24 protein-coding genes are annotated in these 25776 nt (G+C 73.2%); 16 read left to right on the top strand and 8 right to left on the bottom strand.

The window, feature by feature from the left end; all coding sequences use genetic code 11:
• The first annotated feature begins 17 nt into the window (after positions 1–17).
• The 4 genes from ACZ6BB_RS24420 (at position 18) to ACZ6BB_RS24405 (ending at position 5917) form a co-directional block, all read left to right on the top strand.
• Positions 18–842 (top strand): MOSC domain-containing protein, encoded by an 825-nt coding sequence (locus tag ACZ6BB_RS24420; protein WP_471617282.1) that lies wholly within the window; start codon positions 18–20, stop codon positions 840–842.
• Between the two features lie 302 nt (positions 843–1144).
• Positions 1145–1768, top strand: coding sequence for an Rv1733c family protein (locus ACZ6BB_RS24415; RefSeq protein ID WP_471617281.1), 624 nt, complete (start codon positions 1145–1147; stop codon positions 1766–1768).
• 111 nt (positions 1769–1879) lie between these two features.
• Entirely contained in the window at positions 1880–4321 is a 2442-nt protein-coding gene (locus tag ACZ6BB_RS24410) for a right-handed parallel beta-helix repeat-containing protein (protein WP_471617280.1), read from the top strand.
• A 96-nt stretch (positions 4322–4417) separates the two neighbouring features.
• Positions 4418–5917 carry an alpha/beta hydrolase gene (locus tag ACZ6BB_RS24405; RefSeq protein WP_471617279.1) on the top strand — a complete coding sequence of 500 codons (1500 nt, stop codon included), beginning with the start codon at positions 4418–4420 and terminating at the stop codon, positions 5915–5917.
• Here ACZ6BB_RS24405 and ACZ6BB_RS24400 read toward each other — a convergent pair.
• A complete protein-coding gene (locus ACZ6BB_RS24400; protein WP_471617278.1) occupies positions 5914–8187 on the bottom strand; it encodes a hypothetical protein in 2274 nt (757 codons plus the stop codon). The two genes, ACZ6BB_RS24405 and ACZ6BB_RS24400, sit on opposite strands and share 4 nt — an antisense overlap.
• A 445-nt stretch (positions 8188–8632) precedes the next feature.
• Between ACZ6BB_RS24400 and ACZ6BB_RS24395 the strand changes: the two genes are divergently transcribed.
• The gene (locus ACZ6BB_RS24395; RefSeq protein ID WP_471617277.1) at positions 8633–9466 is read left to right on the top strand and encodes a DeoR/GlpR family DNA-binding transcription regulator; all 834 of its coding nucleotides are present in this window, start codon (positions 8633–8635) and stop codon (positions 9464–9466) included.
• An 84-nt stretch (positions 9467–9550) separates the two neighbouring features.
• Here the strand turns inward: ACZ6BB_RS24395 and cds1 are convergent, their stop codons facing one another.
• Entirely contained in the window at positions 9551–10681 is a 1131-nt protein-coding gene (gene cds1, locus ACZ6BB_RS24390) for an L-cysteine desulfhydrase Cds1 (RefSeq protein WP_471617276.1), read from the bottom strand.
• A 355-nt stretch (positions 10682–11036) separates the two neighbouring features.
• Here cds1 and ACZ6BB_RS24385 point away from each other — a divergent pair, with 355 nt between their 5' ends.
• From ACZ6BB_RS24385 to ACZ6BB_RS24370, 4 genes are all read left to right on the top strand, one after another.
• Entirely contained in the window at positions 11037–11357 is a 321-nt protein-coding gene (locus ACZ6BB_RS24385; protein ID WP_471617275.1) for a hypothetical protein, read from the top strand.
• A 286-nt stretch (positions 11358–11643) separates the two neighbouring features.
• Positions 11644–12177: an ATP-binding protein gene (locus ACZ6BB_RS24380; RefSeq protein WP_471617274.1), complete on the top strand. Its 534-nt coding sequence runs from the start codon at positions 11644–11646 to the stop codon at positions 12175–12177.
• Between the two features lie 307 nt (positions 12178–12484).
• Positions 12485–12670 carry a DUF1272 domain-containing protein gene (locus tag ACZ6BB_RS24375; RefSeq protein WP_471617273.1) on the top strand — a complete coding sequence of 62 codons (186 nt, stop codon included), beginning with the start codon at positions 12485–12487 and terminating at the stop codon, positions 12668–12670.
• A gap of 367 nt (positions 12671–13037) precedes the next feature.
• The gene (locus ACZ6BB_RS24370; RefSeq protein ID WP_471617352.1) at positions 13038–13400 is read left to right on the top strand and encodes a GtrA family protein; all 363 of its coding nucleotides are present in this window, start codon (positions 13038–13040) and stop codon (positions 13398–13400) included.
• Between the two features lie 6 nt (positions 13401–13406).
• Here ACZ6BB_RS24370 and ACZ6BB_RS24365 read toward each other — a convergent pair whose 3' ends face one another.
• Positions 13407–14651, bottom strand: coding sequence for an ROK family protein (locus tag ACZ6BB_RS24365; RefSeq protein ID WP_471617272.1), 1245 nt, complete (start codon positions 14649–14651; stop codon positions 13407–13409).
• A 55-nt stretch (positions 14652–14706) separates the two neighbouring features.
• Positions 14707–15435, bottom strand: a complete 729-nt coding sequence (locus tag ACZ6BB_RS24360) for an alpha-ketoglutarate-dependent dioxygenase AlkB family protein (RefSeq protein ID WP_471617271.1) — start codon at positions 15433–15435, stop codon at positions 14707–14709.
• Between the two features lie 69 nt (positions 15436–15504).
• On the opposite strand from ACZ6BB_RS24360, the gene ACZ6BB_RS24355 reads away from it, so the two are divergent.
• Positions 15505–16665: a methyltransferase gene (locus ACZ6BB_RS24355; RefSeq protein WP_471617270.1), complete on the top strand. Its 1161-nt coding sequence runs from the start codon at positions 15505–15507 to the stop codon at positions 16663–16665.
• On the opposite strand, the gene ACZ6BB_RS24350 is transcribed toward ACZ6BB_RS24355, so the two are convergent.
• Genes ACZ6BB_RS24350 through ACZ6BB_RS24340 form a run of 3 tightly spaced genes read right to left on the bottom strand, consistent with a single transcriptional unit; the run spans position 16652 to position 19304 of the window.
• Positions 16652–17446 carry a helix-turn-helix domain-containing protein gene (locus ACZ6BB_RS24350; RefSeq protein ID WP_471617269.1) on the bottom strand — a complete coding sequence of 265 codons (795 nt, stop codon included), beginning with the start codon at positions 17444–17446 and terminating at the stop codon, positions 16652–16654. The genes ACZ6BB_RS24355 and ACZ6BB_RS24350 overlap by 14 nt on opposite strands.
• A 54-nt stretch (positions 17447–17500) precedes the next feature.
• The gene (locus ACZ6BB_RS24345) at positions 17501–18400 is read right to left on the bottom strand and encodes a class II fructose-bisphosphate aldolase (RefSeq protein WP_471617268.1); all 900 of its coding nucleotides are present in this window, start codon (positions 18398–18400) and stop codon (positions 17501–17503) included.
• 13 nt (positions 18401–18413) lie between these two features.
• Positions 18414–19304 carry an SIS domain-containing protein gene (locus tag ACZ6BB_RS24340; protein ID WP_471617267.1) on the bottom strand — a complete coding sequence of 297 codons (891 nt, stop codon included), beginning with the start codon at positions 19302–19304 and terminating at the stop codon, positions 18414–18416.
• A gap of 112 nt (positions 19305–19416) precedes the next feature.
• On the opposite strand from ACZ6BB_RS24340, the gene ACZ6BB_RS24335 reads away from it, so the two are divergent.
• Positions 19417–20196, top strand: coding sequence for a DeoR/GlpR family DNA-binding transcription regulator (locus ACZ6BB_RS24335; RefSeq protein WP_471617266.1), 780 nt, complete (start codon positions 19417–19419; stop codon positions 20194–20196).
• A 23-nt stretch (positions 20197–20219) separates the two neighbouring features.
• Here ACZ6BB_RS24335 and ACZ6BB_RS24330 read toward each other — a convergent pair whose 3' ends face one another.
• Positions 20220–21176 (bottom strand): hypothetical protein, encoded by a 957-nt coding sequence (locus ACZ6BB_RS24330; protein WP_471617265.1) that lies wholly within the window; start codon positions 21174–21176, stop codon positions 20220–20222.
• Between the two features lie 73 nt (positions 21177–21249).
• Between ACZ6BB_RS24330 and ACZ6BB_RS24325 the strand changes: the two genes are divergently transcribed.
• The 5 genes from ACZ6BB_RS24325 (at position 21250) to ACZ6BB_RS24305 (ending at position 25738) form a co-directional block, all read left to right on the top strand.
• A complete protein-coding gene (locus ACZ6BB_RS24325) occupies positions 21250–21453 on the top strand; it encodes a hypothetical protein (protein ID WP_471617264.1) in 204 nt (67 codons plus the stop codon).
• A gap of 903 nt (positions 21454–22356) precedes the next feature.
• Positions 22357–23571 (top strand): MFS transporter, encoded by a 1215-nt coding sequence (locus ACZ6BB_RS24320; RefSeq protein ID WP_471617263.1) that lies wholly within the window; start codon positions 22357–22359, stop codon positions 23569–23571.
• Positions 23572–23749: 178 nt separating this feature from the next.
• The gene (tgmA, locus tag ACZ6BB_RS24315; protein WP_013005676.1) at positions 23750–23941 is read left to right on the top strand and encodes a putative ATP-grasp-modified RiPP; all 192 of its coding nucleotides are present in this window, start codon (positions 23750–23752) and stop codon (positions 23939–23941) included.
• A gap of 16 nt (positions 23942–23957) precedes the next feature.
• Entirely contained in the window at positions 23958–24941 is a 984-nt protein-coding gene (gene tgmB, locus ACZ6BB_RS24310) for an ATP-grasp ribosomal peptide maturase (protein ID WP_471617262.1), read from the top strand.
• 197 nt (positions 24942–25138) lie between these two features.
• Positions 25139–25738 carry a hypothetical protein gene (locus ACZ6BB_RS24305; RefSeq protein ID WP_471617261.1) on the top strand — a complete coding sequence of 200 codons (600 nt, stop codon included), beginning with the start codon at positions 25139–25141 and terminating at the stop codon, positions 25736–25738.
• Positions 25739–25776: the final 38 nt, after the last annotated feature.

Here is a 25776-nt window from a genome sequence, read left to right as displayed (position 1 = left end):
GCTGGCAGGATGACCCCATGGGGAATCCGTCGCTGCACTCGATCCACGTCCATCCGCTGAAGGCGGCCCGGGGCTTCGCCCCCGACGAGGCCGTCGTGGAGCCCTGGGGGCTGGCGGGCGACCGTCGTTGGGTGCTGGTCGACGACTCGGGCAAGGTCATCACTCAACGTCCGCATCCGCGTATGACGTTGGCCGCCGCCGGGCTGCTGCCCGGCGGCGGTCTGCTGCTGTCCGCGTCCGGCCGCGCGCCGCTGACCGTCCCCGTGCCCGAGCCCACCGGCACGGTCACCGTGGAGATCTGGCGGGACAAGGTGGAGGGGGTCCTCGCCGACGCCGCGGCGCACGCCTGGTTCAGCGACCACCTCGGCGTCTCCGTGCGGCTCGTGCACCTCGACGACCCGGCGACCCGCCGCCCGCTCGACCCCGAGTTCGCCCGCCCCGGCGAGACCGTCAGCTTCGCCGACGGCTATCCGCTGCTGCTGACCACACTCGCCTCGCTGGACGCGCTCAACGCGCTGGTCGCGCGGGGAGACCATCCCGAGGAGGGCCCGCTCCCCATGAGCCGCTTCCGGCCGAACCTGGTCGTCGACGGCACGGGCGCCTGGGCCGAGGACGACTGGCGGCGGGTCGTGATCGGCGAGGTGACCTTCCGAGTCGCGAAGATGTGCGGCCGGTGCGTGGTGACCACCACCGACCAGGAGACCGGCGAGCGCGGCCGCGAACCCCTGCGCACCCTCGCCCGCCACCGCCGGTTCGGCGACAAGCTGGTCTTCGGGCAGAACCTCGTCCCGGAATCCGGCGGCACGGTACGGATCGGCGATCCGGTGCGGATACTCGAATAACGAGTCCGAACCCGCCGCCGTACGAGCGTTCTCGACGCGGCCCGTATGCGGCCCGTATGCGGCCCATAAGCGACCCCCGTGCGCGTCCCCGGATTGCGAACTCCCGTTCCCCGCTTGAAAATTCAATCTCCTACGATTCGGTTCACGCGCTGGGAACACATGCTCAGGGTCCGGCCGTTGGCTGCTTGTGAGAAGTTCATGAGAAGGCCCGGTGGGAGAGTGACATCGCTCTCTCTTGACCGGGACCGCCTGTGGACGGCTCCGCCCCGGGTTATCACGGACGCGGAAGGGGGTGTGGCGCGATGCGGACCATCGGTGGACTGCGGGCGATCGGCGGGCTGTGGCGCTGGCGGCACAATCCGCTGCGACGGACGACCGATCTGGTCGAGGCATGGCTGGCGTTCGCCGCCCTGCTGCTGATCCTCGTCGCCGCGCCCCTCGTCGGCGCCGTCGCCGGCACCACCGCCCAGGGAGCCCTGCAGCAGTCCGTGCGCGACCAGCAGCAGAGCCGGCACCGGGTGACGGCCACCGTCGTCAAGAAGGTCGACGGCTCCCCGCTGGACCCCGATCCGGAGACCTCCACGACCCGCGGCCGGCAGAGCCGTGTGGTCGCCGACTGGACGGGCCCGGACGGCACCGAGCGCCGCGGCACGGTCCTGGCCGGTCTCAGAGCCCCGCGGCCCGGCGACCACTTCACGCTGTGGACGGACGGGCAGGGCCGCACGGTCGGCCGCCCCCTGGACTCCGCCACCGCGACGACCCACGCGGTGCTGGCCGGATTCGGCTCCACCGTGCTCGCCGCGGGGCTCGTCGAGGGCGTCAGACGCCTGATCGTCTGGCGCATGGTCCGCCGCCGGTACGCCCGCTGGGACCAGGCATGGGACAAGGCGGGGCCGGACTGGGGCAGGACGGGCACGGGCAGCTGACGGCCTTCGCACTCCGGTCAACTCCCCCTGCCCGCGCACGCTACGGTGGACCGACCAGCCGAACTGTTCGGCATCGACCCGCGTTCCACGAGGTGGGGGCACAGCAACGCCATGGCACAGGGCACGGTCCAGGTGACGCACACCGGTACATCGCGGTGGCGGCGCCGCACGGGTGAGTACGCATCGCTCGCCGCAGCCCTGGAGGCCGCGAGCGACGGCGACGTGCTCGTCGTCGCTCCCGGCACGTACCGGGAGAACCTCGTCGTGCAGCGCGGGGTCACGCTCCGCGGCCCGGAGGGCTCGCCCGGCTCGGTCCGCATCGCGCCCGTGGACGGGGTGCCGCTGACCGTGGCCGCCTCGGCCGTCGTCCAGGACCTGCATGTGGAGGGCCAGGACGCGGCGGCGCCCGCGCTTCTCGTCGAGGACGGCACACCCGAGCTGCTGGACCTGCGGATCGTCACCCGTTCCGCGGCCGGCATCGAGGTGCGCGGCGGCGCCCGGCCGACGGTCCGGCGCTGCACCGTGGACAACCCGGCCGGCATCGGCATCGCCGTGGTCGACGGCGGCGGCGGTGTGTTCGAGGAGTGCGAGGTCGTCGCCGCCGGTCAGGCCGGTGTCGCGGTGCGCGGCGGCGGCCATCCCCGACTGGAGCGCTGCCGGGTGCACCACACCTCGGGCTCGGGTCTGACGGTGACCGGGGAGAACTCCGCGCTGGAGGCGGTCGGTTGCGAGGTCTACGAGGTCCGCGGCAGCGGCGTGCAGATCACCAACCGGGCCACGGCCCATCTCACCGACTGCGACGTGCACCGTACGACGGCCGACGGGATCACCCTCGACACCGACGCCGTGCTCACCCTCGCGGACTGTCGTATCCATGACATCCCGGAGAATGCGGTGGACCTCCGCTCGCGCTCCGTCCTCACGCTGACGCGCACGTCGGTACGGCAGTTCGGGCGCAACGGGCTGTCGGTGTGGGACCCCGGCACCCGCGTGGACGCCAACCAGTGCGAGATCTTCGACAGCACCGGCGACTACCCGGCCGTCTGGGTCAGCGACGGCGCGACCGCGGTGCTGGAGTCCTGCCGCGTGCACGACGTGCCGGACGCGCTGTTCGTGCTGGACCGGGGCTCGCGCGCGGACGTCGTCGACAGCGACCTGTCGCAGGTGCGGAACACCGCGGTGTCGGTCAGCGACGGGGCGACCGCGCAGCTCGACGACTGCCGGATCAAGGACGCCGCCACCGGCGCCTGGTTCCGCGACCACGGCAGCGGCGGCACCCTCAACAACTGCACCGTCGACGGCACCCAGACCGGCGTGATCGTCACCAAGGGCGCCGACCCGACCATCGAGCGCTGCACCGTCACCTCGCCCGCCGAGGCCGGCTTCTACGTCTCCGCTGGAGGCCGCGGCAGCTTCCTCAACTGCCGGGTGACCGGCAGCGGCGGCTACGGCTTCCACGTCATCGACGGCTGCCGGGCCACTCTGCGCAAGTGCCGTACGGAGCGCTGCGCGCGCGGTGGCTACGAGTTCGCGGAGGGCGGTCCCGGTACCGCGGGCGGCGGTCCGGTGGTCGAGGACTGCGCCAGTGACGAGAGCGCGGGGGTCCGGCCCCCGGTCCCGCCGGAGACCGCCACGCAGACCACGACCGCGTCGTCCGGCCTGCTGGGCTCGATCCCCGGGCAGCGCACCACCGAGCACCCGGTGGCCGTCACCCCGTCCGTCGTGGAGCCCGAGACCCCGGCGCGGGCCTCCAAGGCGGTGCTGGGTGAACTCGACGCGCTGGTCGGCCTGGACAGCGTCAAGCGCGAGGTCCGTGCCCTCACCGACATGATCGAGGTGGGCCGCCGCCGTCAGCAGGCCGGCCTCAAGGCGGCCTCCGTCAAACGGCATCTGGTGTTCACGGGGTCCCCCGGCACCGGCAAGACGACGGTCGCCCGCCTCTACGGCGAGATCCTGGCCTCGCTCGACGTCCTGGAGAAGGGGCATCTCGTCGAGGTGTCCCGCGTGGACCTGGTCGGCGAACACATCGGCTCCACGGCGATCCGCACCCAGGAGGCATTCGAACGCGCCCGTGGCGGTGTGCTGTTCATCGACGAGGCCTACGCGCTGTCGCCGGAGGACTCGGGGCGGGACTTCGGCAAGGAGGCCATCGACACGCTGGTGAAGCTGATGGAGGACCACCGGGACGCGGTGGTGGTGATCGTCGCGGGCTACACGGCCGAGATGGAGCGCTTCCTCACGGTCAACCCCGGTGTGGCGTCCCGCTTCTCCCGCACCATCACCTTCGACGACTACGTCCCCGACGAACTGCTGCGCATCGTGGAGCAGCAGGCGGAGGAGCACGAGTACCGGCTGGCGCCGGGCGCGGGCGAGGCACTGCTGGACTACTTCACGGCGATCCCCAAGGGCCCGGCCTTCGGCAACGGCCGCACCGCGCGGCAGACGTTCGAAGCGATGGTCGAACGCCACGCGAGCCGGGTGGCGCAGGTCGACGAACCGGACAAGGACGACCTGACGCTGCTCTACGCGGAGGACCTGCCGGAGCTGCCGTAGCCCGACTCCCTGGGGTGAACCCCAGGGGGAGGACCCCACCACGGGGGTGTTGTCAGCCGGATGGGACCGGAACGGTCCGGCCGACAGTATGGCCGCATGAAGATGACCACCCGACGAGCCCTCGTCCTGGCCCTGTCCGTCTCGGCCGCCGCCACGCTGACCGTTCTTCCCGGTCCGGCGTCCGACGCGGCGGCCTCCGCCCCCGCCCTCGACTGGCGTCCCTGTTCCCAGCCCGGCGGCCCGGCCGGACAGCAGTGCGCCGAACTGGCGGTGCCGGTGGACTACCGCTCCCCCGACGGCCCCTTGCTGACCCTCGCGCTCTCCCGGCTGCCCAGTGAGCGCCCCGAGGCCCGGCGCGGCACACTGCTCGTGCTCCCGGGCGGGCCGGGCGGCTCCGGCACGGCGAAACTCACCCGGCAGGGCGAAGCGTTACGGCGGGAGACGGGGGCCGCGTACGACCTCGTGAGTTTCGACCCGCGCGGTGTGGGTGCCAGTACCCGTGCGTCCTGCGGACTTCCCGCGGCGGACCGGCATCTGGTGGCCCTGCGGCCCTGGCCCGCGCCGGACGGCGGCATCGCGGAGAACGTCGCCCGCTCCCGCCGCACCGCCGAGGCGTGCGCCCGCAACGGCGGTGCGGTGCTGCGCAGCTTCAGCACCGCCAACCAGGTGCGCGACATCGAACGTCTCCGGCAGGCCCTCGGCGAGGCGAAGCTGTCGGCGTACGGCGTCTCGTACGGGGCCTATGTCGGCGCCGTGTACGCGCAGAGGCATCCGGGACGGGTGGACCGGCTGGTGCTGGACAGCAGCGCAGACCCCGACCCCCGGCGGGTCGAGCGGGCCTGGCTGGCGAACATGGCGCGAGGGGCCGAGGACCGGTTCCCGGACTTCGCCGCCTGGGCCGCCGACCCGGCCCGGGAGGCGGAGGGCCTGCGACTGGCCCGGCGCCCCGAGGACGTCCGGCCGCTGTTCCTCTCCGTGGCGGCGGAACTGGACCGCGCGCCGAAGGAGTCGACGACACCGGGCGTGCCGCTGACCGGCAACCGGCTGCGGCAGGTCATGCACAACGCCCTGTACGACGACGCGGCCTTCCCCCGGCTCGCCCGGCTGGTGCGCGCGGCCCTGGTGCCCCAGGCGACTCCCGTGCTGCCGCCGGAGGTCGCCCTGCCCCTGAGCGACGAGGACGCCTCGGGCACGACGGCGGTGATCTGCAACGACGTGCGCTGGCCGAGGTCGGTGGCCGGGTACGAGCGGGCGGTGGCCGCGGACCGGGCGCGCCACCCGCTCACCGCCGGGCTGCCCGCGAGCATCCCGCCCTGCGCCTTCTGGAAGGACGCCCCCGCCGACAGGCCCACCCGGATCACCGACCGGGGCCCCTCGAACATCCTCATGATCCAGAACCGGCGTGACCCCACGACCCCGTATGTCGGCGCGCTGAAGATGCGGCAGGCCCTCGGCGACCGCGCGCGGCTCGTCACGGTCGAGCGCGGCGGCCATGGCGTGTACCTGGGCACGGGCAACGCCTGCGGCGACCGGGCCGTGACCCGGTTCCTCACCACGGGTGAGCGTCCCGCGCGGGATGTCTCCTGCCCCGACTAGGAAGTCCGCGGACCCGGCAGCCCTGCGTCGAGGCGGTCGAGCAACTGCCGCCGCTCCTCGACGAAGGCCGGGTCCGCCTGGTAGTCGGAGTGACCGAGGATCGGCGCGGGCAGGGGGTGCGCGGCGGTGCGGCCGTAGGCGAGCGGGTCGGTGAAGGGTTCGGCGTCGACCTGCGGCCCGTTCCGGCTCGTCAGACGTACGGGGCCGCCGATGGGGTCGGTGCGGCGGTACAGGTTGCGCCAGCAGTCGATCTCGCGGTGCAGGGAGGCGAGCGGCTCGGGGCCGAAGTGGGCGGGGAACCAGCGCCCGTACAGCCGCTCCAGCGGGGATCCGTAGGTGAGGAGCGCGACCCGTCTGCGGACCGACGGGGTCAGCTGCCAGGCGGCGGCCGCCGCGAGGACGCTGCCCTGGGAGTGCCCGGAGATGACGAGCCGGCCGCCCGTGGCGCGGGTCCAGGTGGCCATGCGCCAGGTCAGGTCGGGTACGGCCCGCTCGGCGTAGCAGGGCGGTGCGAACGGGTGTGCGGCGCGCGGCCAGAACGTGCCCACGTCCCAGAGGATGCCGATCGTGCGGCGCGCGGAGGCGTCCTTGTAGGCCCGGCGCCCCCAGGTGACGAACAGCAGGAAGCCCACGCCGATCAGCCAGGACCCCAGCGCCTGGGCGGCCTCGGCGGCGCCCGCGACGAAGGCGGACGAGCCGAGCGCCGCCCGCGCCGGTGTCTCGCGCGTCACCAGGGCACCGGTCAGGGCGGCCGCGCCCAGCAGCAGGGTCACGGTGGAGATGACGCCGACGAGGCGGGGCGCCCGGTCGGTGAGCGCGGCCATGGCCCGGGTGCGGGCGATCCGGCGGGTGCGGCCGACGTCCCGGGACTCGTGCTCCTCACCGGGGCGCTCCTCGTGGGGTCGCTCCCGTGTCAGGCCGTACTCCCCCTCGACCGCCGCCGTCTCCGACCGCCGCAGCGCCAGGGTGCGGCGGGCCAGCCAGCCGAGGAGGCCGAGGACGACCAGGAGGAAGGGCGGGATGACGGATGCCTGCCAGGTGAGCAGGACGGGGGGACCGGGCAGGGCGTCGTCCGTGCCGCCCAGCCAGTCGGCGACGCGCTGGGCGACCCCGGCGGACATCACGCCGCCGAGGGCGCAGGCGAGCATCGCGACGGCGGGACCGGCCAGACCGTACAGGGCGGTGCGCGGGTCGGGGCGGGAGCGGTACAGCAGGTGGGCGACCACGCCGAGCGCGAGGACCAGCACGCCCTGGACCAGGGTGATCCCGCCGAAGGTCATGTCCCCCGGCAGCCGCCCGGCCGACCGCCAGCCGGGGCGTGACCACCCGGCGTACAGCAGGGCGAGAACGAGCACGGCGATCGCGCAGGCCGGCAGACGGCGTGCCAGGTGGGCGTCCAGGTGCTTGTCGAGGCGCCACTCGCTGCGGCCCCGGCGGCACACCACCCACACCACGACCACGGCGAGCACGACCAGTGCCGCGTTCAGCAGCCAGCCGAGCAGTTCCAGGACGGCGGGGCCGCCCGCCCGGCGGTCCTGGCGGGCGGCGGGCGTGCCGACGGCCGCCGCCACGGTGAGGAAGCCCGCCGCCACATGGGCGGCACGCAGCCTGGCCACGAGGCGGCGCCCGTACCAGAAGCCGGGCCGGCCGAGGGCGACGTGTGCGGTGTCCTCGGTGTCGAGGGCACCGCGCGGCGCCTTCTCGTCCTCGGAGCAGGCGTCGCCGCGCTCCATGGGGCGCTGGGACTCGTACTCGCTCCAGGTGCGGTGGGAGAGGTACCACAGCAGGCCGGTCAGGGCGCTGGGGACCAGGGCCGCCAGGGCGAGACGGCGGCCGGGCAGGCTCCACCAGCCGTCGTCGGAGACGGCCGGGGAGAGAAAACCGAGCCAGGTGTGCGCCCGCGCACAGCCGCGTGCGCCCGCGCACTGCCAGGCGGTCAGGTCGAGCGCGACCTCGCAGGCAGCCGCGACGAGCAGCACGGTCAGGGTCAGGCCGGTCAGCCGGACCAGCAGGCCGTAGAGGCGTACGGTCCGACGGCGGCCGCGGACACCGGGCCGCATCCAGTGGGCGAGGTTGACGACCATGAACGGCAGCAGCACCAGCCACAGCGCGCGGGAGCCGTTGCCGGAGGTGAGGTTGCACCAGACGTAGGCCTCGGGGACGGGTCTGCCCCGGCGGTCCGCGGGCCGTTCCTCGGCGTCGTCGGCGCGGCGGAACACGGCGGCCGTGTCGTCGCCGGTGATCCGGACGGTGCGGGGATCGTCGAGCATGCGGTCGGGGCTGGTTCCGCCGACGCCGTGGACGAGGAGTTCGAGGGCGGGACCCCCCGGCCCCGATCGGGCGGATTCCGGGCGCTTCTCCGCCTCGGCGGGATCCCGATGTTCCCTGGGTTCGGTATGTGCCGTATGTTCCCTCGCACGATCCACTGTTCCGCTTCCCCCGTGACGCGCCGCAAGTCAGGTGATGTGCAGGCACTGATGATCGCCGCTGAGGGGGCCTCGTACACCTGTGGTCACCGAATCTCCTCGATCCGTGTGATAGTGACGGGCGCGGGAAACGGTGTGTGACGTGCGGGTGACCGCACAGGTAAGGGCCTTGCCCGTGGCGGGGCGTGCGAATATGGGACGTCCTCGGGACCGGGGACGGGGAAATGTCCTCGTCGGAGGGGTAGGGAAGGCGTGTCGGGCGTGATGGGGCGAGAGGACCGGAGCGGGCGTGAGTGAGAACCAGAACCTCCTCGCGGAGCAGCGCCGAGCCCTGATCCTCGACGAGGTGCGACGGCGGGGCGGGGTCCGGGTCAACGAGCTGACCCGCAGACTCGGGGTGTCGGACATGACGGTGCGCCGCGATCTGGACGCGCTCGCCCGCCAGGGCGCGGTGGAGAAGGTCCACGGCGGCGCGGTGCCGGTGGCCGAGGCGAGCACCCACGAGCCCGGTTTCGAGGCGAAGTCCGGCCTGGAGCTGAACGCCAAGGAGGACATCGCGCGGGCCGCCGCGGAGCTGGTCGCTCCGGGGTCGGCGATCGCCCTGTCGGGCGGTACGACGACGTACGCGCTGGCGCACCGGCTCGTGGATGTGCCGGACCTGACCGTGGTCACCAATTCGGTGCGGGTCGCCGATGTCTTCCACGCCGCGCAGCGCACGACGGGCCCCCGGCAGGGGGCGGCGACCGTGGTGCTCACCGGCGGGGTGCGCACGCCGTCCGACTCCCTGGTGGGGCCGGTGGCGGACCAGGCGATCGCGGCACTCCACTTCGACGTGCTGTTCCTCGGGGTGCACGGCATATCCGTCGAGGCGGGTCTGTCCACGCCGAACCTGGCGGAGGCCGAGACCAACCGGCGGCTGGTGCAGTCGGCGCGGCGGGTCGTGGTGGTGGCCGACCACACCAAGTGGGGGACGGTGGGCCTGAGTTCGTTCGCGGCGCTGGAGCAGGTCGACACACTGGTGACCGACGCGGGGCTGGCCGCGCAGGCGCGGGCCGAGATCGCGGAGCATCTGCGGCGGCTGGTGGTGGCCGGCGAGGACTCCGACGACGGCATGGACATCTGAGCGCGGCCGCACCGGGGGGCGCTGCGCGGGCCGCCGGCCGGCCGCGCCCACGCGGCGCAGCCGCGGGCCGACGAGGCCCCGCCCCTAGTGGGGAGCCGCCCACACCCCGGTGCGCAGGAGGGACTCGATGGCCGCCGTGTAGGGCGCGATGTCCAGGCCCTGCTCCCGCAGCCATCCGTCCGAGTAGTACTTGTCGAGGTAGCGGTCGCCCGGGTCGCAGAGCAGGGTCACGACGCTGCCGTGCCGGCCCTCCGCCACCATCTCGGCGGCGATCTTGAGGGCGCTCCACAGGCCCGTGCCCGTCGAGCCGCCGGCCTTGCGGCCGATGGCCTGTTCCAGGGCGCGTACGGCGGCGATGCTGGCGGCGTCGGGGACCTTCATCATGCGGTCGACCGCGCCGGGGACGAAGCTGGGCTCCATACGGGGCCGGCCGATGCCCTCGATGCGGGAGCCGCAGTCGCAGGTGACGTCGGGGTCGCCGGTCGTCCAGCCCTCGAAGAAACAGGAGTTCTCGGGGTCGGCGACACAGATCCGGGTGTCGTACTGCATGTAGTGCACGTACCGGGCGATGGTCGCCGAGGTGCCGCCGGTGCCGGCGGTGGCGACGATCCAGGCGGGCTCGGGGAAGCGCTCCAACTGGAGCTGACGGAAGACGGATTCGGCGATGTTGTTGTTGCCGCGCCAGTCCGTGGCCCGCTCGGCGTAGGTGAACTGGTCCATGTAGTGGCCGCCGGTCTCCCCCGCGAGGCGGGCCGACTCCTCGTACATCTTCCGTGAGTCGTCCACGAAGTGGCAGCGTCCGCCGTGGAACTCGATCAGACGGATCTTCTCGGCGCTGGTCGTGCGGGGCATGACGGCGATGAAGGGGACGCCGATCAGTTTGGCGAAGTACGCCTCCGATACGGCCGTGGAGCCGCTGGACGCCTCGATGACGGGGCGGCCCGGCCGGATCCAGCCGTTGCACAGGCCGTAGAGGAAGAGGGATCGGGCGAGGCGGTGCTTGAGGCTGCCGGTGGGGTGGGTCGACTCGTCCTTGAGATACAGGTCGATGCCCCATGTCTCGGGCAGCGGGAAGCGCAGCAGATGGGTGTCGGCGGAGCGGTTGGCGTCGGCCTGCACCTTGCGCACGGCTTCCTTGAGCCAGCCGCGGTACCCGGCGTCGCTGTGATCGACATCGAGGGTCGCGCCCGGACGAGTGGGGTGGGGGGTGCTCACGGCGTGCTCCTCACATTGCGCCGACGGCGGATCGCGGCGTCGGACACCCCGATGATAAACACCTTCCACACGCTTCTCACCTGCATAAACATGCCTTTGGGCACCTCAAAGGCACACCTGTGGCAGGGATGCGCGGGGCGCATGGGGGGGCGCATGCCGCGCATGCGCCGGAACCCCGCCCCCGGTCCACCGTGCGCACTGGTGCTCGACCCGGAGGACGTGCAGACTTCACCGCACGGGCCGAGTCGACGTCGCCGGGGCCGTTCGGGGGAGGCGGCCTCGGGCACACTGGATCACGGTCCGCGACGGATCACACGACACGGGGACAGTCGAGGCGCACTAGGGGGCGGGATACATGGCCGAGCCGGAGTTCAGGGCCACGGGCGTCCGGATCGGGAAGAGGCTGCGGCAGCTCACCCGGGCGGGGCAGGTCCGGATCGAGGACGGCCGGCTGCAGTTGCTGACCAGCTACGGCAGCGAGATCGACAGCGCGCCGGTGCAGGCGGTGCGCGCCTCGAAGCCCTGGTTCGCCCACGAGGACCGGGCGTTGGCCGACGTCAACGGCACCCGTTACACGCTCACGCTGAACGAGCACGACCCGGCTCCGGGGAAGCCCGGTCCACCGTCGGCGCGCCGGTTCATCGAGGCGGTGCGCCGGGCCGCCGGGCGGGGCTGACGAAGCGGGCCGCCGCGCCGCGAGTTGCGGGACCGGTCCCCCTGCGTCACTCTGGTCTCACGTCACTCTGGGTTTACCGGCGATAACGCTGCGAACCAGCCCGCCGGCCACGTCAGCGGGCGGCGGCCGTGCGCAGCCACCCCACGAGCAGGCGGCAGCTCCGGCTTCCGCCACCAGGCGGCAGTCATCGGCGGCCGCACCACAGCAGGCGGCGTTTTTCGCCCAGCCACCTCGCTGGATCCGTACTCCGATCTTCTTCCGGACTCAACTTCGGGGAGTCGCAGCCGTGATCAGCCAGCAAAGCAGGCACTGCACGGTGGAGCTCCAAGCCCTGCCGTCGCGGATCGGACAGGTCCGCAGAATCGTATCTGCGCAATTGCGCTACTGGCATCTCGATCCGTTGATAGAGCGGGCCGCACTCGGCGTGACCGAGCTGCTGTCCAACGTCCACCGGCACGCGGAGCCGGACAAGATGTGCACCGTGGAGATGGAGTTGCTCCTCGGCCGGCTCACGGTCTCGGTGCGCGACAACGACCCCCGCCTCCCCGTCGTCCAGGACGCGGAGCCCTTCGCCACCTGCGGCCGCGGTCTCGCGATGGTCGCCGCGGTGAGCGAGAGCTGGGGTGTGCGGCCCCACTCCGAGTCGGGGAAGGTCGTGTGGTTCACGCTGCCGGCGTCCTCGGCGGCGGTGCCGAAGATCTCGCCGTACGACGTCGGGCTGACGGTCGAGGCCGGACAGTCCTACGACACCGGACGCAGGCCCGCCGCGCGCGGGCGCAGGTCCGAACACGCTCCCGCCCGGTCGGCCGTCGCAGGCTGACCGGGCGGTGACCGTTCCGCCGCAGGCCGACGAGGGTTCGCACGCCGACGATTGGCGTGGCTGATGTCGGCCGATCCCGAACCCGGCGCGCTCTCGCCAGTCCGAGGACGGCGCCGGGCACCGTGCCGTCCGGTCCCCGCCACGCCTCATGGGTGGACCACCGTACGGGACGGTGCCCGCGGCGGCCACGGACAGGGGCCGGCCGCAGGCGAGGACACGCCGTGGCAGGATCGTGTGGCTCGGCCGCCCCCCGGCGGTTTCACGGCACCCCTGTGCCACGGCACCCGATCCGAGAAGAGGCCCACCCATGGCGCTGGAGATGCGTGACCGCTGCGAACGCTGCGCGACGGCCGTTCTGCCCGCCGACGCCCCGGCCCGCATCTGCTCGTACGAGTGCACGTTCTGCGTGCCCTGCGGCGAGGCCCTGGACGCGATCTGCCCCAACTGTGGCGGGGAGCTGGTGGCCAGGCCCCGGCGCCGGACGGGGGCGTAGCGCCGGGGGACAGCCTGTGGGGCGGTGCCGCAGGAGCGTTGACGGCGACGTGACCGGCGGATACGGCGTCCACGGCGTGATCGAGGCCGTCGGCACCCTGGACTCGTTAGCGGCCGCCGCACTCACCGACGGCGTGGGGACGCCGGGTTGTGTCACCATCGTCATGGCCGTCACCGCCCTCGCCGGGGTGGCTGGTGAAGGCGACCGATGGGGAGCAGACGGAGGAACACGCGGCGTGCGGCACGACCAAGGACCTCATACGCCGATGCGCACGGCGACGCGGACACCGACGCTCCCCGGGCCCCAGCCCCAGCCCCAGCCCCAGCCCCAGCCGTACGTAACCCCGGAACGCCGTATACCGGGTCAGATCATCGCCTTCGCCTTGGTCGGGGTGGTCAACACGGCGGTCTATTACGGCTTCTACCTGTTGTTCCTCCACTGGATCCCCTACCTGGGCGCGCATGTTCTCGCCTTCGCCCTGAGCATGACGGGCTCGTTCTTCCTGAACGCGAGATTCACCTACCGCACCCGCCCGACCTTGCGGAAGTTCCTGCTCTTCCCGCTGACGAACGCCACCAGCTTCCTGCTGACGACGACGGGTGTCTATGTGATCGTCGACGTCCTGCACGCCGGCAACCGGTTCGCTCCGCTGCTGGCGTCGGGGGCGGCGATCCCGGTGACGTTCGTGGTGTCCCGCTCGATCATGCTGCGGGGTGCGGGCACCCGCTGAGAGGCGTCAGACCAGCGCGCCCAGCGGATCGTCGAGCACCGGCTGCCATGCCAACTCGGCCGCACCGACCAGGCTGTTGTGGTCCAGGGTGCAGGCGAGGATCGGAGGCACCCCGCTCTGCCGTCCCCACAGGCTGCGGTCGGCGACGACGGCGCGCAGCCGGTCGGGGTCGGCGTCGAGCAGAGCGCGGTGCATGCCGCCGAGGATGATGCGGTCGGGGTTGAGGATGTTGACCAGGCCCGCGATCCCCAGGCCGAGGCGGTCGATGATGGCCTCGGCGGCCGTGCGGACACCCGGGTCGGCGTACTGGGTGCGGATCAGTTCGTTGGCCTGCTGCAGCAGGGAGCCCTCGGGGCCGGGGTCGCGGCCGACGGCCGTGAGCAGGGCCCGCGGGTCGGCCTCGACGTCGAGGCAGCCGCGGCTGCCGCAGTGACAGGGGCGGCCCTCGGGGTTGACGGTGAGGTGCCCGACTTCGAGGGCGAGGCCCGAACTGCCCGTGTGCAGACGGCCGTCGAGGACGAGCGCACCGCCGACGCCCCGGTGCCCGGTCGCCACGCACAGCAGTTCCCGGGAGCCCCGTCCGGCACCGTGCCGGTGTTCGGCGAGGGCGGCGAGGTTGACGTCGTTCGCCGCGAAGGCGGGCCCCTCGATACCGGCCGCACGGACCCGCTCGGCGAAGATCTCCCGGACGGGCGCCCCCGCCGGCCAGGCCAGGTGCAGCGGGTTCAGCGCCAGTCCCGCCGGTTCGGCGACCGCGGACGGCACGGCGAGGCCCGCGCCCACGCACCGCCGGCCCGTCTCGCGCAGCAGCGCGGCGCCCGCGTCGACGACCGAGCCGAGCACCTTCGCCGGATCGGCGTCGACGATCTCACAGGCGGGCGCGGTGGTGACGATCCGGCCGCCCAGGCCGACCAGGGCGACCCGCCAGCCGTCGGCGTGGATCTGGGCGGCGAGGGCGACGGGTCCCTCCTCGGCGATCTCCAGGCGGTGGGAGGGCCTGCCCTGCGAACCGGCGGCCGCGCCCGGGTGGGCGTCGACGCGGATCAGGCCGAGCGCCTCCAGTTCGGCGGCGACGGCGCCCGCCGTGGCCCGGGTGACCCCCAGTTCGGCGGTGAGCACGGCCCGGGTGGGCGCCCGCCCGGTGTGCACCAGCTCCAGTGCCGGACCGAGCGCGCCCCTCCCCCGCTCCAGTCGCGTGCGTGTCGTCGGTGTCCCTTCGCCCGCCGCCGTGGGGGCCGCCTTCCCGTCCATGAGGGGGAGTCTCCCATGATCCGCTCGGCGTCGGCTCCTCGCCCGGCGCCGCGCCTCAGACGTCGTCGAAGCCGCCGGCCCGCAGGGTGATGTTCAGCCGGCCGGTCAGGCCCAGTCCGGCCGGCGCGGTCCCCGCGTACACCCGGGGCACCCCGTGGTACGCCCGCCGCGCCGCCCCACCGAACACGAACAGGTCACCGCTGCGCAGCTCCACGTCCGTGTAGGGCCGGGTCCGGGTCCGCGGGTTGCCGAAGCGGAAGAGGCAGGTGTCGCCGATGCTCAGCGACACCACCGGCGCGTCCGACAACTCGTCGCTGTCGCGGTGCATGCCCATACGGGCGTCGGCGTCGTAGTAGTTGATCAGCGCGATGTCGTACGGGTCCGTCGCCCGCGCCGGGCCGAGTGTGTCCGCCACCGCGCGCCGGCCCAGTTCGCCCAGCCAGGCCGGGAAGGGCTTCACGGGCGCGCCGTCGCCGTCGACGACCGTACGGGAGTAGGCGTACGGGTACGTGTGCCGGCCGGGGCAGGCGGGGTTGTCCCGTACGGCACGGCCGCAGGCGGGACATGCCGGTACGACACCCCAGTGCCGGCCGAGGCAGACCTGCCGGGCGGTCATGGTGCCGCCGCCCGGGGTACGGACCGTGCGGAGCCCGGCGGGCGGCCGGGCCCATGCGCGGCAGGCGTCCAGGAGACGCCGCTGCTGTTCGGCGTCCAGCCGGTCCGGGACGTGGACCGCGCCGGGCACGATCTCGGTGCGGTCGCGGGGGAACAGCTCGGCGTTCATGGTGCCATCGTCCCGCACGGCCACTCGGGGAGGAGTCCTGAGCTGCGGCTCGGTTAGCCTGGGCGCACGATGAGCGACCGTATGACCGCGCCCTGGGGCGAGTACACCCTGACGCGCTTTCCCGAGGACCCCCGTGACCCGTTGCGCGCCTGGGACGCGTCCGACGCGTATCTGCTGCGCCATCTCGCGGAGAGCGGGACGCGGCTGGACGGGACGGTCGTGATCGTCGGGGACCGCTGGGGTGCGCTGACGACCGCGCTGGCCGGGTACGGGCCGACGCAGATCACCGACTCGTTCCTGAGCCGGGAGGCGACGCGGGCGAACCTGGAGCGCGGCGGAGTCGGGACGGACGCCGTACGGCTGCTCACCACGCGGGACACACCCCCGGACCGCGTCGACGTGCTGCTCGTCCGGGTCCCCAAGAGCCTCGCGCTCCTGGAGGACCAGCTGCACCGCCTCGCGCCCGCCGTGCACGAGGGTACGGTCGTGATCGGCACCGGCATGGTCAAGGAGATCCACACCTCCACGCTCCGGCTCTTCGAGCGGATCCTCGGCCCGACCCGCACCTCGCTGGCCCGGCAGAAGGCGCGGCTCGTCCTCTGCGCGCCGGACCCGGACGTTCTCGCCGCTCGGGGCGGCGATCCGTGGCCGTACATCTACCGACTGCCGGACGACACCGGCCCGTTGGCCGGGCGGACGGTCGTCAACCACGCGGGGGTGTTCTGCGCGGACCGTCTGGACATCGGCACCCGGTTCTTCCTGCGGCATCTGCCCGAGGCCCCGGCCGGTGGCCGGGTCGTCGACCTCGGCTGCGGCAACGGCGTGGTGGGCACGGCGGTCGCGCTGGCCGGTCCGGACGCCGAGGTGGTGTTCGTCGACGAGTCCTACCAGGCGGTGGCCTCGGCGCGGGCGACGTACGAGGCGAACCGGCCCGGCGCCGACGCCAGGGCCGAGTTCCGGGTGGGCGACGGGCTGGAGGAGTTCCCGCCGGGGAGCGTCGATCTCGTCCTCAACAACCCGCCGTTCCACTCCCATCAGGCCACCACCGACGCCACGGCCCGGCGGATGTTCACCGGGGCGCGGCGGGCGCTGCGGCCGGGCGGGGAGCTGTGGGTGGTCGGCAATCGCCATCTGGGCTATCACGTGACGCTGCGGCGGATCTTCGGCAACAGCGAAGTCGTCGCGAGCGACCCCAAGTTCGTGGTGCTGAGGGCGGTCAGGTCGGGCTGATCGGCCCCGACGGCGGGGCGCCTCGCAGCGCGCGGGGTGAGGCGCCCAGCTCCCGGCGGCATGCCTTGTTGAATGCCTGGAGGTCGGGGATGCCCACGGAGGCGGCCACGGCGGGGATGGAGAGGGTCGTGGCGCGGAGCAGATGGTGGGCGCGTTCGAGTCTGCGCCGGCGGATGTAGGCGACGACCGTGCCACCGGTCTCGGCGCGGAACAGACGGGTCAGGTGGTTGTGGGAGACGCCGGCCGCCCGGGCCACCTCCGGGACGGTGAGCGGCGCCGCCAGACGGGCCTCGATGTGGGCGATGGCGGCGGTCACCGCCGGGTGCGGGCCGGGACCCGCGGCGGCGGGCGGGGCCAGCGTGGCGACGCGCCACAGGGTGGTCCAGATCTCGGCCCGGGTGCGGTCCGGCTCGCTCGGAGCGGCGGCCACCGCCCGTAGCAACAGATCGGTGAGCGCGGGGAGTTCGGGTCCGGCGTCCTGCACGATCGGTACCGTGTGGGGCGGTCCGGACGGGGTGATGCGCAGATGGGCGAAGAGGTGTTCGGAGCGGCCCCGGTAGCGGTAGCGGACCGTGGTGCCGGGTGGTACGAGGCTCACCCGGCCGGGGCGGATGGGGTGGACGGTGCCGTCGACGGTCAGTTCGCCCTCGTACCGGTAGAGGTGCAGCTGCCACAGCTCCGGCAGCCGGAACACGTCCGTGGGGCTCGCGACGCCGTGCACGCCGACCCCGGTGAGGGCGACGACCGGCGGCTCACCGAGGTGGATCTCCGTCTCCCGCATGACCGGAAAATACCAGTGACGGGCGTCACATTCCGCCCCTGCCTCCGCCCCGCCCTACGCGGACGGGGCGGAGGGAACGGCAGGAGCGCTGGGGACCGTCCGCTCCGAGCGCAGGACGCGGATGAGGCGGGCCACGGTGTCCGCCATCGCCGACCGGCCCGCCGTGAGGTACCGGCGCGGGTCCACCGCCTCGGGGCTGGCGTCGAGGAACTCCCGGATCGCGCCGGTCAGGGCGATGTTGAGCGCGGTGCCGATGTTGACCTTTGCGATGCCGCCCGCGACGGCCTTCCGCAGCTCATCGTCCGGGACGCCGGAGGAACCGTGCAGGACGAGGGGAACGTCCAGGGCGCCGGCCAGTCGCCGCAGAAGGGCGTGGTCGAGGGCCGCGGTGCGGGTGGTCATCGCGTGCGAGCTGCCGATGGCGACGGCGAGCGCGTCCACACCCGAGTCGGCCACGAAGGCCCGCGCCTCCTCGGGGCCGGTACGGGCCCCCGGCGCGTGCGCGTCGAGCGGCTGCTCGCCGTTCTTGCCGCCCACCTGACCCAACTCGGCCTCGATCCAGAGCCCTTGGGCGTGTGCCCAGCGCACGGCGGCGTGGGTGGCGGCCAGGTTGTCCAGGTAGGGCAGATGCGAGGCGTCGTACATCACGGAGCTGAACCCGGCATCGGCGGCCCGGCGCAGCAGGTCGTCGCTCCGCACGTGGTCGAGGTGGAGCGCGACGGGCACGGCCGCCCGCTCGGCGGCGGCGGACGCGGCGCGGGCGAGCGGGAGCGGGTCGCCGTCGTGGAACCTGACCGCGTTCTCGCTGACCTGGAGGACGACGGGCGCGGCGGCGGTCTCGGCGCCCGCGACGACCGCCTCGACGTGCTCCAGGGTGATGACGTTGAACGACGCCACCGCGGCGTGCGTGGCGGCGGCCCCGGTGATCAGCGCTCCGGTCGTCGTGAGGGGCACGGCTCCTCCTGTTTCAGCGGTCGTTCGGGTCGAGGATCACCGAGCGCGTGAGATGGCGCGGCCGGTCGGGGTCGAGGCCGCGGGCGGCGGCCACGGCGACGGCCAGCCGCTGGGCGCGGACGAGTTCGGCGAGCGGATCGAGCCCGCCGGGCACCCAGGTCGCGCCGGTCGCCCGTACCTGGTCGGCGAGCCCCTCCGGTGCCTCGCCGAACATCCAGGTCGCCGTGGACCGGGTGGTGACGCTGATCGGGCCGTGCCGGTACTCCATCGCCGGATACGCCTCGCTCCACGCCAGCGCGGCCTCGCGCATCTTCAGCGCGGCCTCGTGGGCGAGGCCCACGGTCCAGCCCCGGCCCAGAAAGGTGAACTGGGCGCACCCGACGAGCCCTTCGGGCAGCGGCGCCTCGAGCGCGGTGCGGGCGTCGGCGACGGCCGCCTCGGTGTGCAGGCCGAAGTGGGCGCGCAGAAGGGTGAGCGCGGTGGTGGCGAAACGGGTCTGGACGACGGACTTCTCGTCGGCGAAGCCCAGGACGACGACGTCGTCCGCCGCGGCCATCACCGGGGTGGCCGGGTCGGCGGTGACCGCCGTCGTACGGGTACGGCCCCGCAGCGCGCCCAGCAGGTCCAGCACCTCGGTGGTGGTGCCGGAGCGGGTGAGGGCGACGACGCGGTCGTAGGTCCGCAGCCGGGGGAACTCCGAGGCCGCGTAGGCGTCCGTCTCCCCGTGTCCGGCCCGTTCACGCAGCGCCGCGGCGGCCTGCGCCATGAAGTACGACGTCCCGCAGCCGACGAGCGCCACCCGCTCCCCCGGCGCGGACAGGACCCCGGCGTGCTCCACCGCCTCGGCGGCGACGCGTGCCCAGCATGCGGGCTGGCTGTTCAGCTCGTCCTCGACGTGGGTCATGCGGTCACCCTCCCCAGGAGACACCGGGATCATGCTCGTTCCTGCACGATAGAGTCAGCTTTCGAGCAACTTCAAGCACCATGCGGCAACCGGACCAGCAGGAGGAGACCCCATGTCCCGCGACGCCCGCTGGCAAACGCTGTTGGAACTGCTCGCCGAGCGGAGGCGGCTGGACGTCGAGGAGGCGGCCGCCGAGCTGGGGGTGTCCGCCGCGACGATCCGCCGCGACCTCGACCGGCTCGCGGAGCAGCAGATGCTCGTCCGCACCCGGGGCGGAGCGGTCGTGCACGGCGTCTCGTACGAGCTGCCGCTCCGCTACAAGACGGCGCGTCGCGCCACCGAGAAGCAGCGGATCGCGCAGGCGGTGGCGGACCTCGTGGCCCCCGGCGAGGCGGTGGGCCTGACCGGCGGCACGACCACGACGGAGGTCGCGCGGGCCCTGGCCGTACGGGCAGACCTGACGTCCGGAACTCCCGCCCTGACCGTGGTCACCAACGCCCTCAACATCGCGGGCGAGCTGGCCGTGCGGCCCCAGTTCAAGATCGTGGTGACGGGCGGGGTGGCCCGCGCCCAGTCCTACGAGCTCGTCGGCCCGCTCGCCGACGGTGTGCTCGACCGGATCACCCTGGACGTGACCGTCCTCGGCGTGGTCGCCCTGGATGTGGCCCATGGCGCCGCCGCCCACGACGAGGCGGAGGCAGCCGTCAACCGGCTCCTCTGCGAGCGTGCCGAGCGGGTCGTCGTGGCAGCCGACTCCAGCAAGCTGGGACGGCGGGCCTTCGCCCGGATCTGCGGGACCGGCTCGGTGAACACGCTGGTCACGGACGCGGCGGCGGCACCGGAGACGGTTCGGCGCTTCGAGGAGACGGGGGTGCGGGTGGTCATCGCCTGAGGCCCGCGGGCGCGGTGAAGCCGTCAGTGCGCGTGGTCGGTCGCGGGCTTCTCCGGGTGCGTGGGCCCCGTGGCTTGTCCTGCGCCGACCGTGAACGCCGCCGTGTGGACCTCGCCCTCGTGCTTGAAGTCCAGGAAGAGGCGGTAGGTGCCGGTGCTGGGGGCGGTGGCCGTGAAGGAGATGCCGGGGCCGGGCCGGGTCCGTCCGTCGCCGGGCTCGCCGTTCGGGTGGACGTGCAGGTAGGCGAGGTCGCCGGAGCGCAGGGCGACCAGATGGCCGTACGCGCCCAGGTAGGGCTGGAGGTCGGTGACGGGCCGGCCGTCCCGGGAGACCTTGAGGGTGAGTTCGCTCGCTGCGCCCGGGCGCAGGCCGCCGTCCAGCTCGACCTCGTAGCCGTCGACCGCGGCGGTGGTCTTCGGCGCCGGGAGCTTTCGCGGCTCGTAGGTGCCCGAGGCCGCGAGGTCGGCGCCGAGGGTGAGGTTCTCGGCGTCCTTCCCGGCCGGCGTGAAGTCGGCGAACACGCGGTAGCCACCCGCCTCGGGCAGCTCGACGGGAGCGCTCCAGGTGCCGTCGGCCGTGCGGGTGGGGTGCAGATGGCGGTAGGTGACCAGATCGCGTGAGGCGACGATGAGGTGGAGTTCCTTGTCGTGCTCGCGCTGGTACGCGATGACGGCGCGGTCGTCCTCGTCCCGGATGACGAAGCGCAGGTCGGAGCGGTGGCCGGCGGCGACGCCCGGGGTGCGCAGGTCGAGGGTGTAGCCACCTTCGGAGATCTGGAGTCCGCCGGGCGGGGCGGTCTCGTGGCCGCCGTCGCCGTGCCCTGGATCCGGTGACTCCTCGATGTGGCTGTCGTGGCGGGCGGGCTCGTTCTCCGCGGCGCCGGAGACGACGGGTTCGATGCCCTTTCCCACGCCGTAGGCGGTGCCGAACGTGGCGGCCAGCGCGGCGGCGAACGCGGTGATCCTGAGTCCGGTGTTCATGGCCGTCTCCTTCGATGTACGGGTGCCCTCATCACGGCCCACGATACCCCTGGGGGGTATATAGTCAAGCCTGGTGAGCGACTCGCCACGGGTAACCCCAGGTCGGACGGTCCTGTCGGCCGTGCACCTCGCCGGCGGCACCGACACGGCCGGGGTCCTGCGACCGGTGGGCGCGTCGGAACACGCCTCGGAGCACCTGGCCGCCCGCGGCGTCGACGAGGCGGCGCTGACGCGGCTCGGCCCACTGCCCGCGCCTCGTGGCCGCCTGGGACGGTGAGGCCCCGCGCGGCCCTCGAAACCGCCGACGCGGTCAGGGCGGGCAGCGCGCAGGCGATCAGCCGCCTCGCGTGCGCTCGACCTCGCGCGCGATCCCGCCGACGGGGGACGCCGGAGTGCCGCGGCCGACACCGTCCACCTCACCCACCGGACACGCGGCACGACCCGGTCCGGCCTGCTCCGGTCTTCGCCTTCGCCTTTGCCTTCACCTTCGCCTTCGCCTTCGCCTTCGCCTTCGCCTTCGCCTACGACACGGCCACCCTGCCGCCCGCCGCGTCCGGCCATGGTGACCCCGGTGATCACCGGGGTCACCATGGCCTTTCCTCTGCCTTCGTCGTGGGCAACTCCCTGCGACTGACGGGTTCCGAGCGGAGGGATGACGCAACTGCCCTCATGAATACGGTCAGTTGTCTTCCGGTTACCGGCGACCGTTAGTGAAAGGGCCCGCCGGATCCGCGAGGAAAACGATTCGGCAGGGTGTCGCCCCGGCGGCGGAAATGGTGTCGAATTCTGGGTTCGATCCACCGTCACGGGCCCGCGCGGGACGGGACTCCTTTGCCCGGCAGCCCCCTTTCGCCCGCCCGGCACCCGGCGCCGCGCATTCCCCTCACCCGGACCCGCGAATTCCGTCCTACCGGCGAACGGGAGGTCGCCGTCGGTGAGCGGCCGGGAGGGCGAGCCGCTCACGGCGACGCGACCGGCACGACGTCCCTCGCGGGTGCGCGCCCAGCTTCGCCACTCGTCCCCGAACGAGCCGCTCACCGACGACCGACCTCCCCAGCAGCCCCGTTCCGCCCCCAGCCCCGTCCACGTACGGGCACCCCCGGTGGACCTTGCCCCGGCCCCGGCTCCCACCTAGCCTTATTTTGTGCCGCGAATAAACAAAACCCGAACGCACAGTGCCGTGCCGGGTCACGAGAGCGACTTCGCGCGCCTCGGCGACCTCCGCTCCCTCCGCGTCGCGATCACCGCCTTCTTCGCCCTCGACGGCTTCGTCTTCGCCGGCTGGGTGGTCAGGATCCCCGCGATCAAGGAGCAGACCGGCGCGTCGCCCGGCGCGCTGGGTCTCGCGCTGCTCGGCGTGTCCGCCGGAGCGGTGATCACGATGATGCTGACCGGCCGGCTCTGCCGCCGCTTCGGCAGCCACCCGGTGACGGCCGTCTGTGCCGTTCTGTTGTCCCTGAGCGTGGCCCTGCCCCCGCTCACCCACTCGGCGCTCGCCCTGGGCGCGGTCCTGCTGGTCTTCGGCGCGGCTTTCGGGGGCATCAACGTCGCCTTCAACAGCGCGGCCGTGGATCTGGTGGCCGCGCTGGGGCGGCCCGTCATGCCCGGTTTCCACGCCGCGTTCAGCCTCGGCGGCATGGTAGGTGCAGGGCTCGGCAGCCTGATCGCGGGCTCCCTGTCGCCCACCCGCCACCTGCTCGGCATCGCCGTGGCGGGCCTGCTGGTCACCGCCCTGGCCGCACCCACCCTGCTGCGCCACGAGCCTCCGGCACCACCGGCCCGCACCCCGGAGCAGGACACCCGAGAGGCCGGGCCGCGCGACGCACCCGGCGTGGACCACATCGGCGGCCGGACGCGCGGCCCGGTCGTCGTCCTCGGCCTGATCGCCGGGTGCACGGCGTACGGCGAGGGGGCACTGGCCGACTGGGGCGCCCTGCACCTGGAGGCGGACCTGGACGCCTCACCGGGAGTCGCGGCGCTCGGTTACTCGTGTTTCGCGCTGGCCATGACGATCGGCCGGCTCACCGGGACGCACCTGCTCGAACGCCTGGGCAGGACGACGGTGCTCGTCGCCGGTGGCGCGACCGCGACGGGCGGCATGCTGCTCGGCTCCCTCGCGCCCTCCGCGTGGGCCGCCCTGCTCGGCTTCGCCGTCACCGGTCTGGGCCTCGCCAACATCTTCCCCGTCGCCATCGAACGCGCGGGCGCGCTGGCCGGCCCGGGCGGGGTCGCCACGGCCTCCACGCTCGGCTATCTGGGCATGCTCCTCGGCCCGCCCGCGATCGGATTCATGGCCGAATTGCTCTCCCTGCCCGCCGCGCTCACGAGCGTCGCGGTACTGGCCGGGTTCGCCTCCGCCATCGCCTTCACCACCCGTGACTCGGCCGCGAAATGACCACTCACCGTTGCCCGATGACGCCTCGCGGTGCATGAAGTCAGCCCTCCGAGAACATGAGGCAACCATTCAGTCGTTCGATTCGTATAACTCCCTGGAGGCACTGCGACCCGGCCGAACAGAGAGCGGCCGGAGCGTCACCATCCGCTTTCCGGATGGTCCCGAACAAGGAGAAACGATGCGACTGTTCGTGCTCAACTACGCTCGCGCCGCTGAGCAGTTGGAGTTCAGCGCTCCGTACACCTACGACTCCGGGCTGCAGTTGAACGTGCTCGCCGACGGGCGGATAGCGGCACACGACCAGGGTCTTATGCGGGAATTGGGGGCGACTACCTCCACGGCGGGATCGAAGACCCATTTCGACGACTGAACGCGGATTCGCGACGATGACGGTGTTGATCCTCACCTCTGAACAGGATGTGACGGCGGACCTGGTGGTGGCCCGGCTCAACAGGACCGGCGTACCGGTGGTCCGGCTCGACCCCGCCGACCTGCCCGGCGCGGTGGCGCTCTCCGGCGAGTACGTGCACGGCTCGTTCCGCGGACATCTGTCCGCCGGCGGCCGCCTGGTGAGCATGCACGGGCTGCGGTCCATCTGGCTGCGCAGGCCCGGCGTTCCGGCCGCCGGGGTCCCCGAGCCGTCCCCGTGGCTCACCGAGGAGTCCTCTCAAGCCCTGTACGGCATGCTGCGCGGCACGGGCGCCCGCTGGATGAACGACCCGGACGCGGCCCGCCGAGCCAGGCACAAGCCGTGGCAGCTCCGGCACGCCCAGCGTTGTGGGCTCCCCGTACCGGCCACGCTGATCACCACGTTCCCGCAGGCCGCCCGCGACTTCGCCGAGCGCTTCCCGGACCTGGTGGTGAAGCCGGTCTCCGGCACCCACCCCCGGGAGCCCGCCGGCACCGTCCCCACCAGCCGCGTCGCACCCGGCACCGACTTCACCGCCGTCGCGTTCGGCCCGACACTGCTGCAGCGGCGCATCGCCAAGACCGCCGACATCCGGCTCACGGTCGTCGGCGACCGCATGCTGGCAGCCCGCAAGGCCGTCGCCCCGGACGCGCACCCCGACGAGGTGGACGTCCGCTTCGCCCCCTCCACCGCGCCCTGGCAGTCGGCCGAGGTGCCGGACCGCACCGCCACGGCCGTCCGCACCTACCTCCGCGACGCCGAACTCTCCTACGGGGCGTTCGACTTCGCGGAGGACGCGGACGGGATCTGGTGGTTCCTGGAGTGCAACCAGTCCGGCCAGTTCGGGTTCGTGGAGATGGACACCGGCCAGCCGATCGCGCACAGCGTCGCCGAGTGGCTGGCGCACGAGGAGCCAGGGGCGGGAGCCCGCCACGACGACCGGATCCGGGCGACCCCCTGACGCCTCTGACGTCCCTGACGACCCATCAGCGCGTCGAAGCGCCCGCCCGGGGCCGGGGCGGGCGCTTCGCGCGAGCGGCGTACTTCGCCGTCGTGCGCCGTACTTAGTGGTCGGCTCCGTAAGGTCCTTCGGGGGTTGACGTCGGAGGCAGTTCTGTATCTGGCGTCTGCTCAGATGTCGGGGGCGGCGAGGTGGAGATGGCAGGCACAGTCGAGTGCGTCTGTCCGGGCTGCCGGGGCCGCCGGTTCCGGAGCGAGGTCCTCGCGGTGCGCTACGACGGGTACGACATCGCGGAGGTGCTGGCCGCGACGGTGGACGAGGCGCTGACCGTCTTCCGGGGCGTACGGCAGACCGCGGCCCGGCTGCAACGGCTCTCGGACGTGGGCCTCGGCTATCTCCCGCTGGGCCAGCCCGCCACCACCATCTCCGGCGGCGAGGCCCAACGCCTCAAGCCGGCAAAGGAGTTGGGGCGCCGAGCGACCGGCCGCACCCTCTACCTCCTCGACGAGCCGACCACCGGCCTGCACGCCGCCGACACCGCCCGCCTGCTCGACGTACTCCAACGCTTCGTGGACGCGGGTCACTCGGTCGTCACGATCGAGCACAACCTCGACGTCATGCGCGCCTCGGACTGGATCATCGACCTCGGCCCGGCGGGCGGCGCCGGGCAGGGCGGGTGGTGGCCGAGGGGACACCGGAGCAGGTCTCGCGGGCGGCGGCGGAGGAGGACGGGGGCGGTTCCCGGACGGGTGGGTTTCTGCGCGAGTTGGAGCCCGATGTCTGAGGCCGATGTCTGAGCCCGACGTCTGAGTCCACACTGCTTCGATTCGACGGG

The organism is Streptomyces sp. NPDC041108 (genome assembly GCF_055592645.1).
The sequence above is the reverse complement of the archived record's forward strand: the minus strand, read 5'-3'. Positions and strand labels throughout refer to the sequence as shown.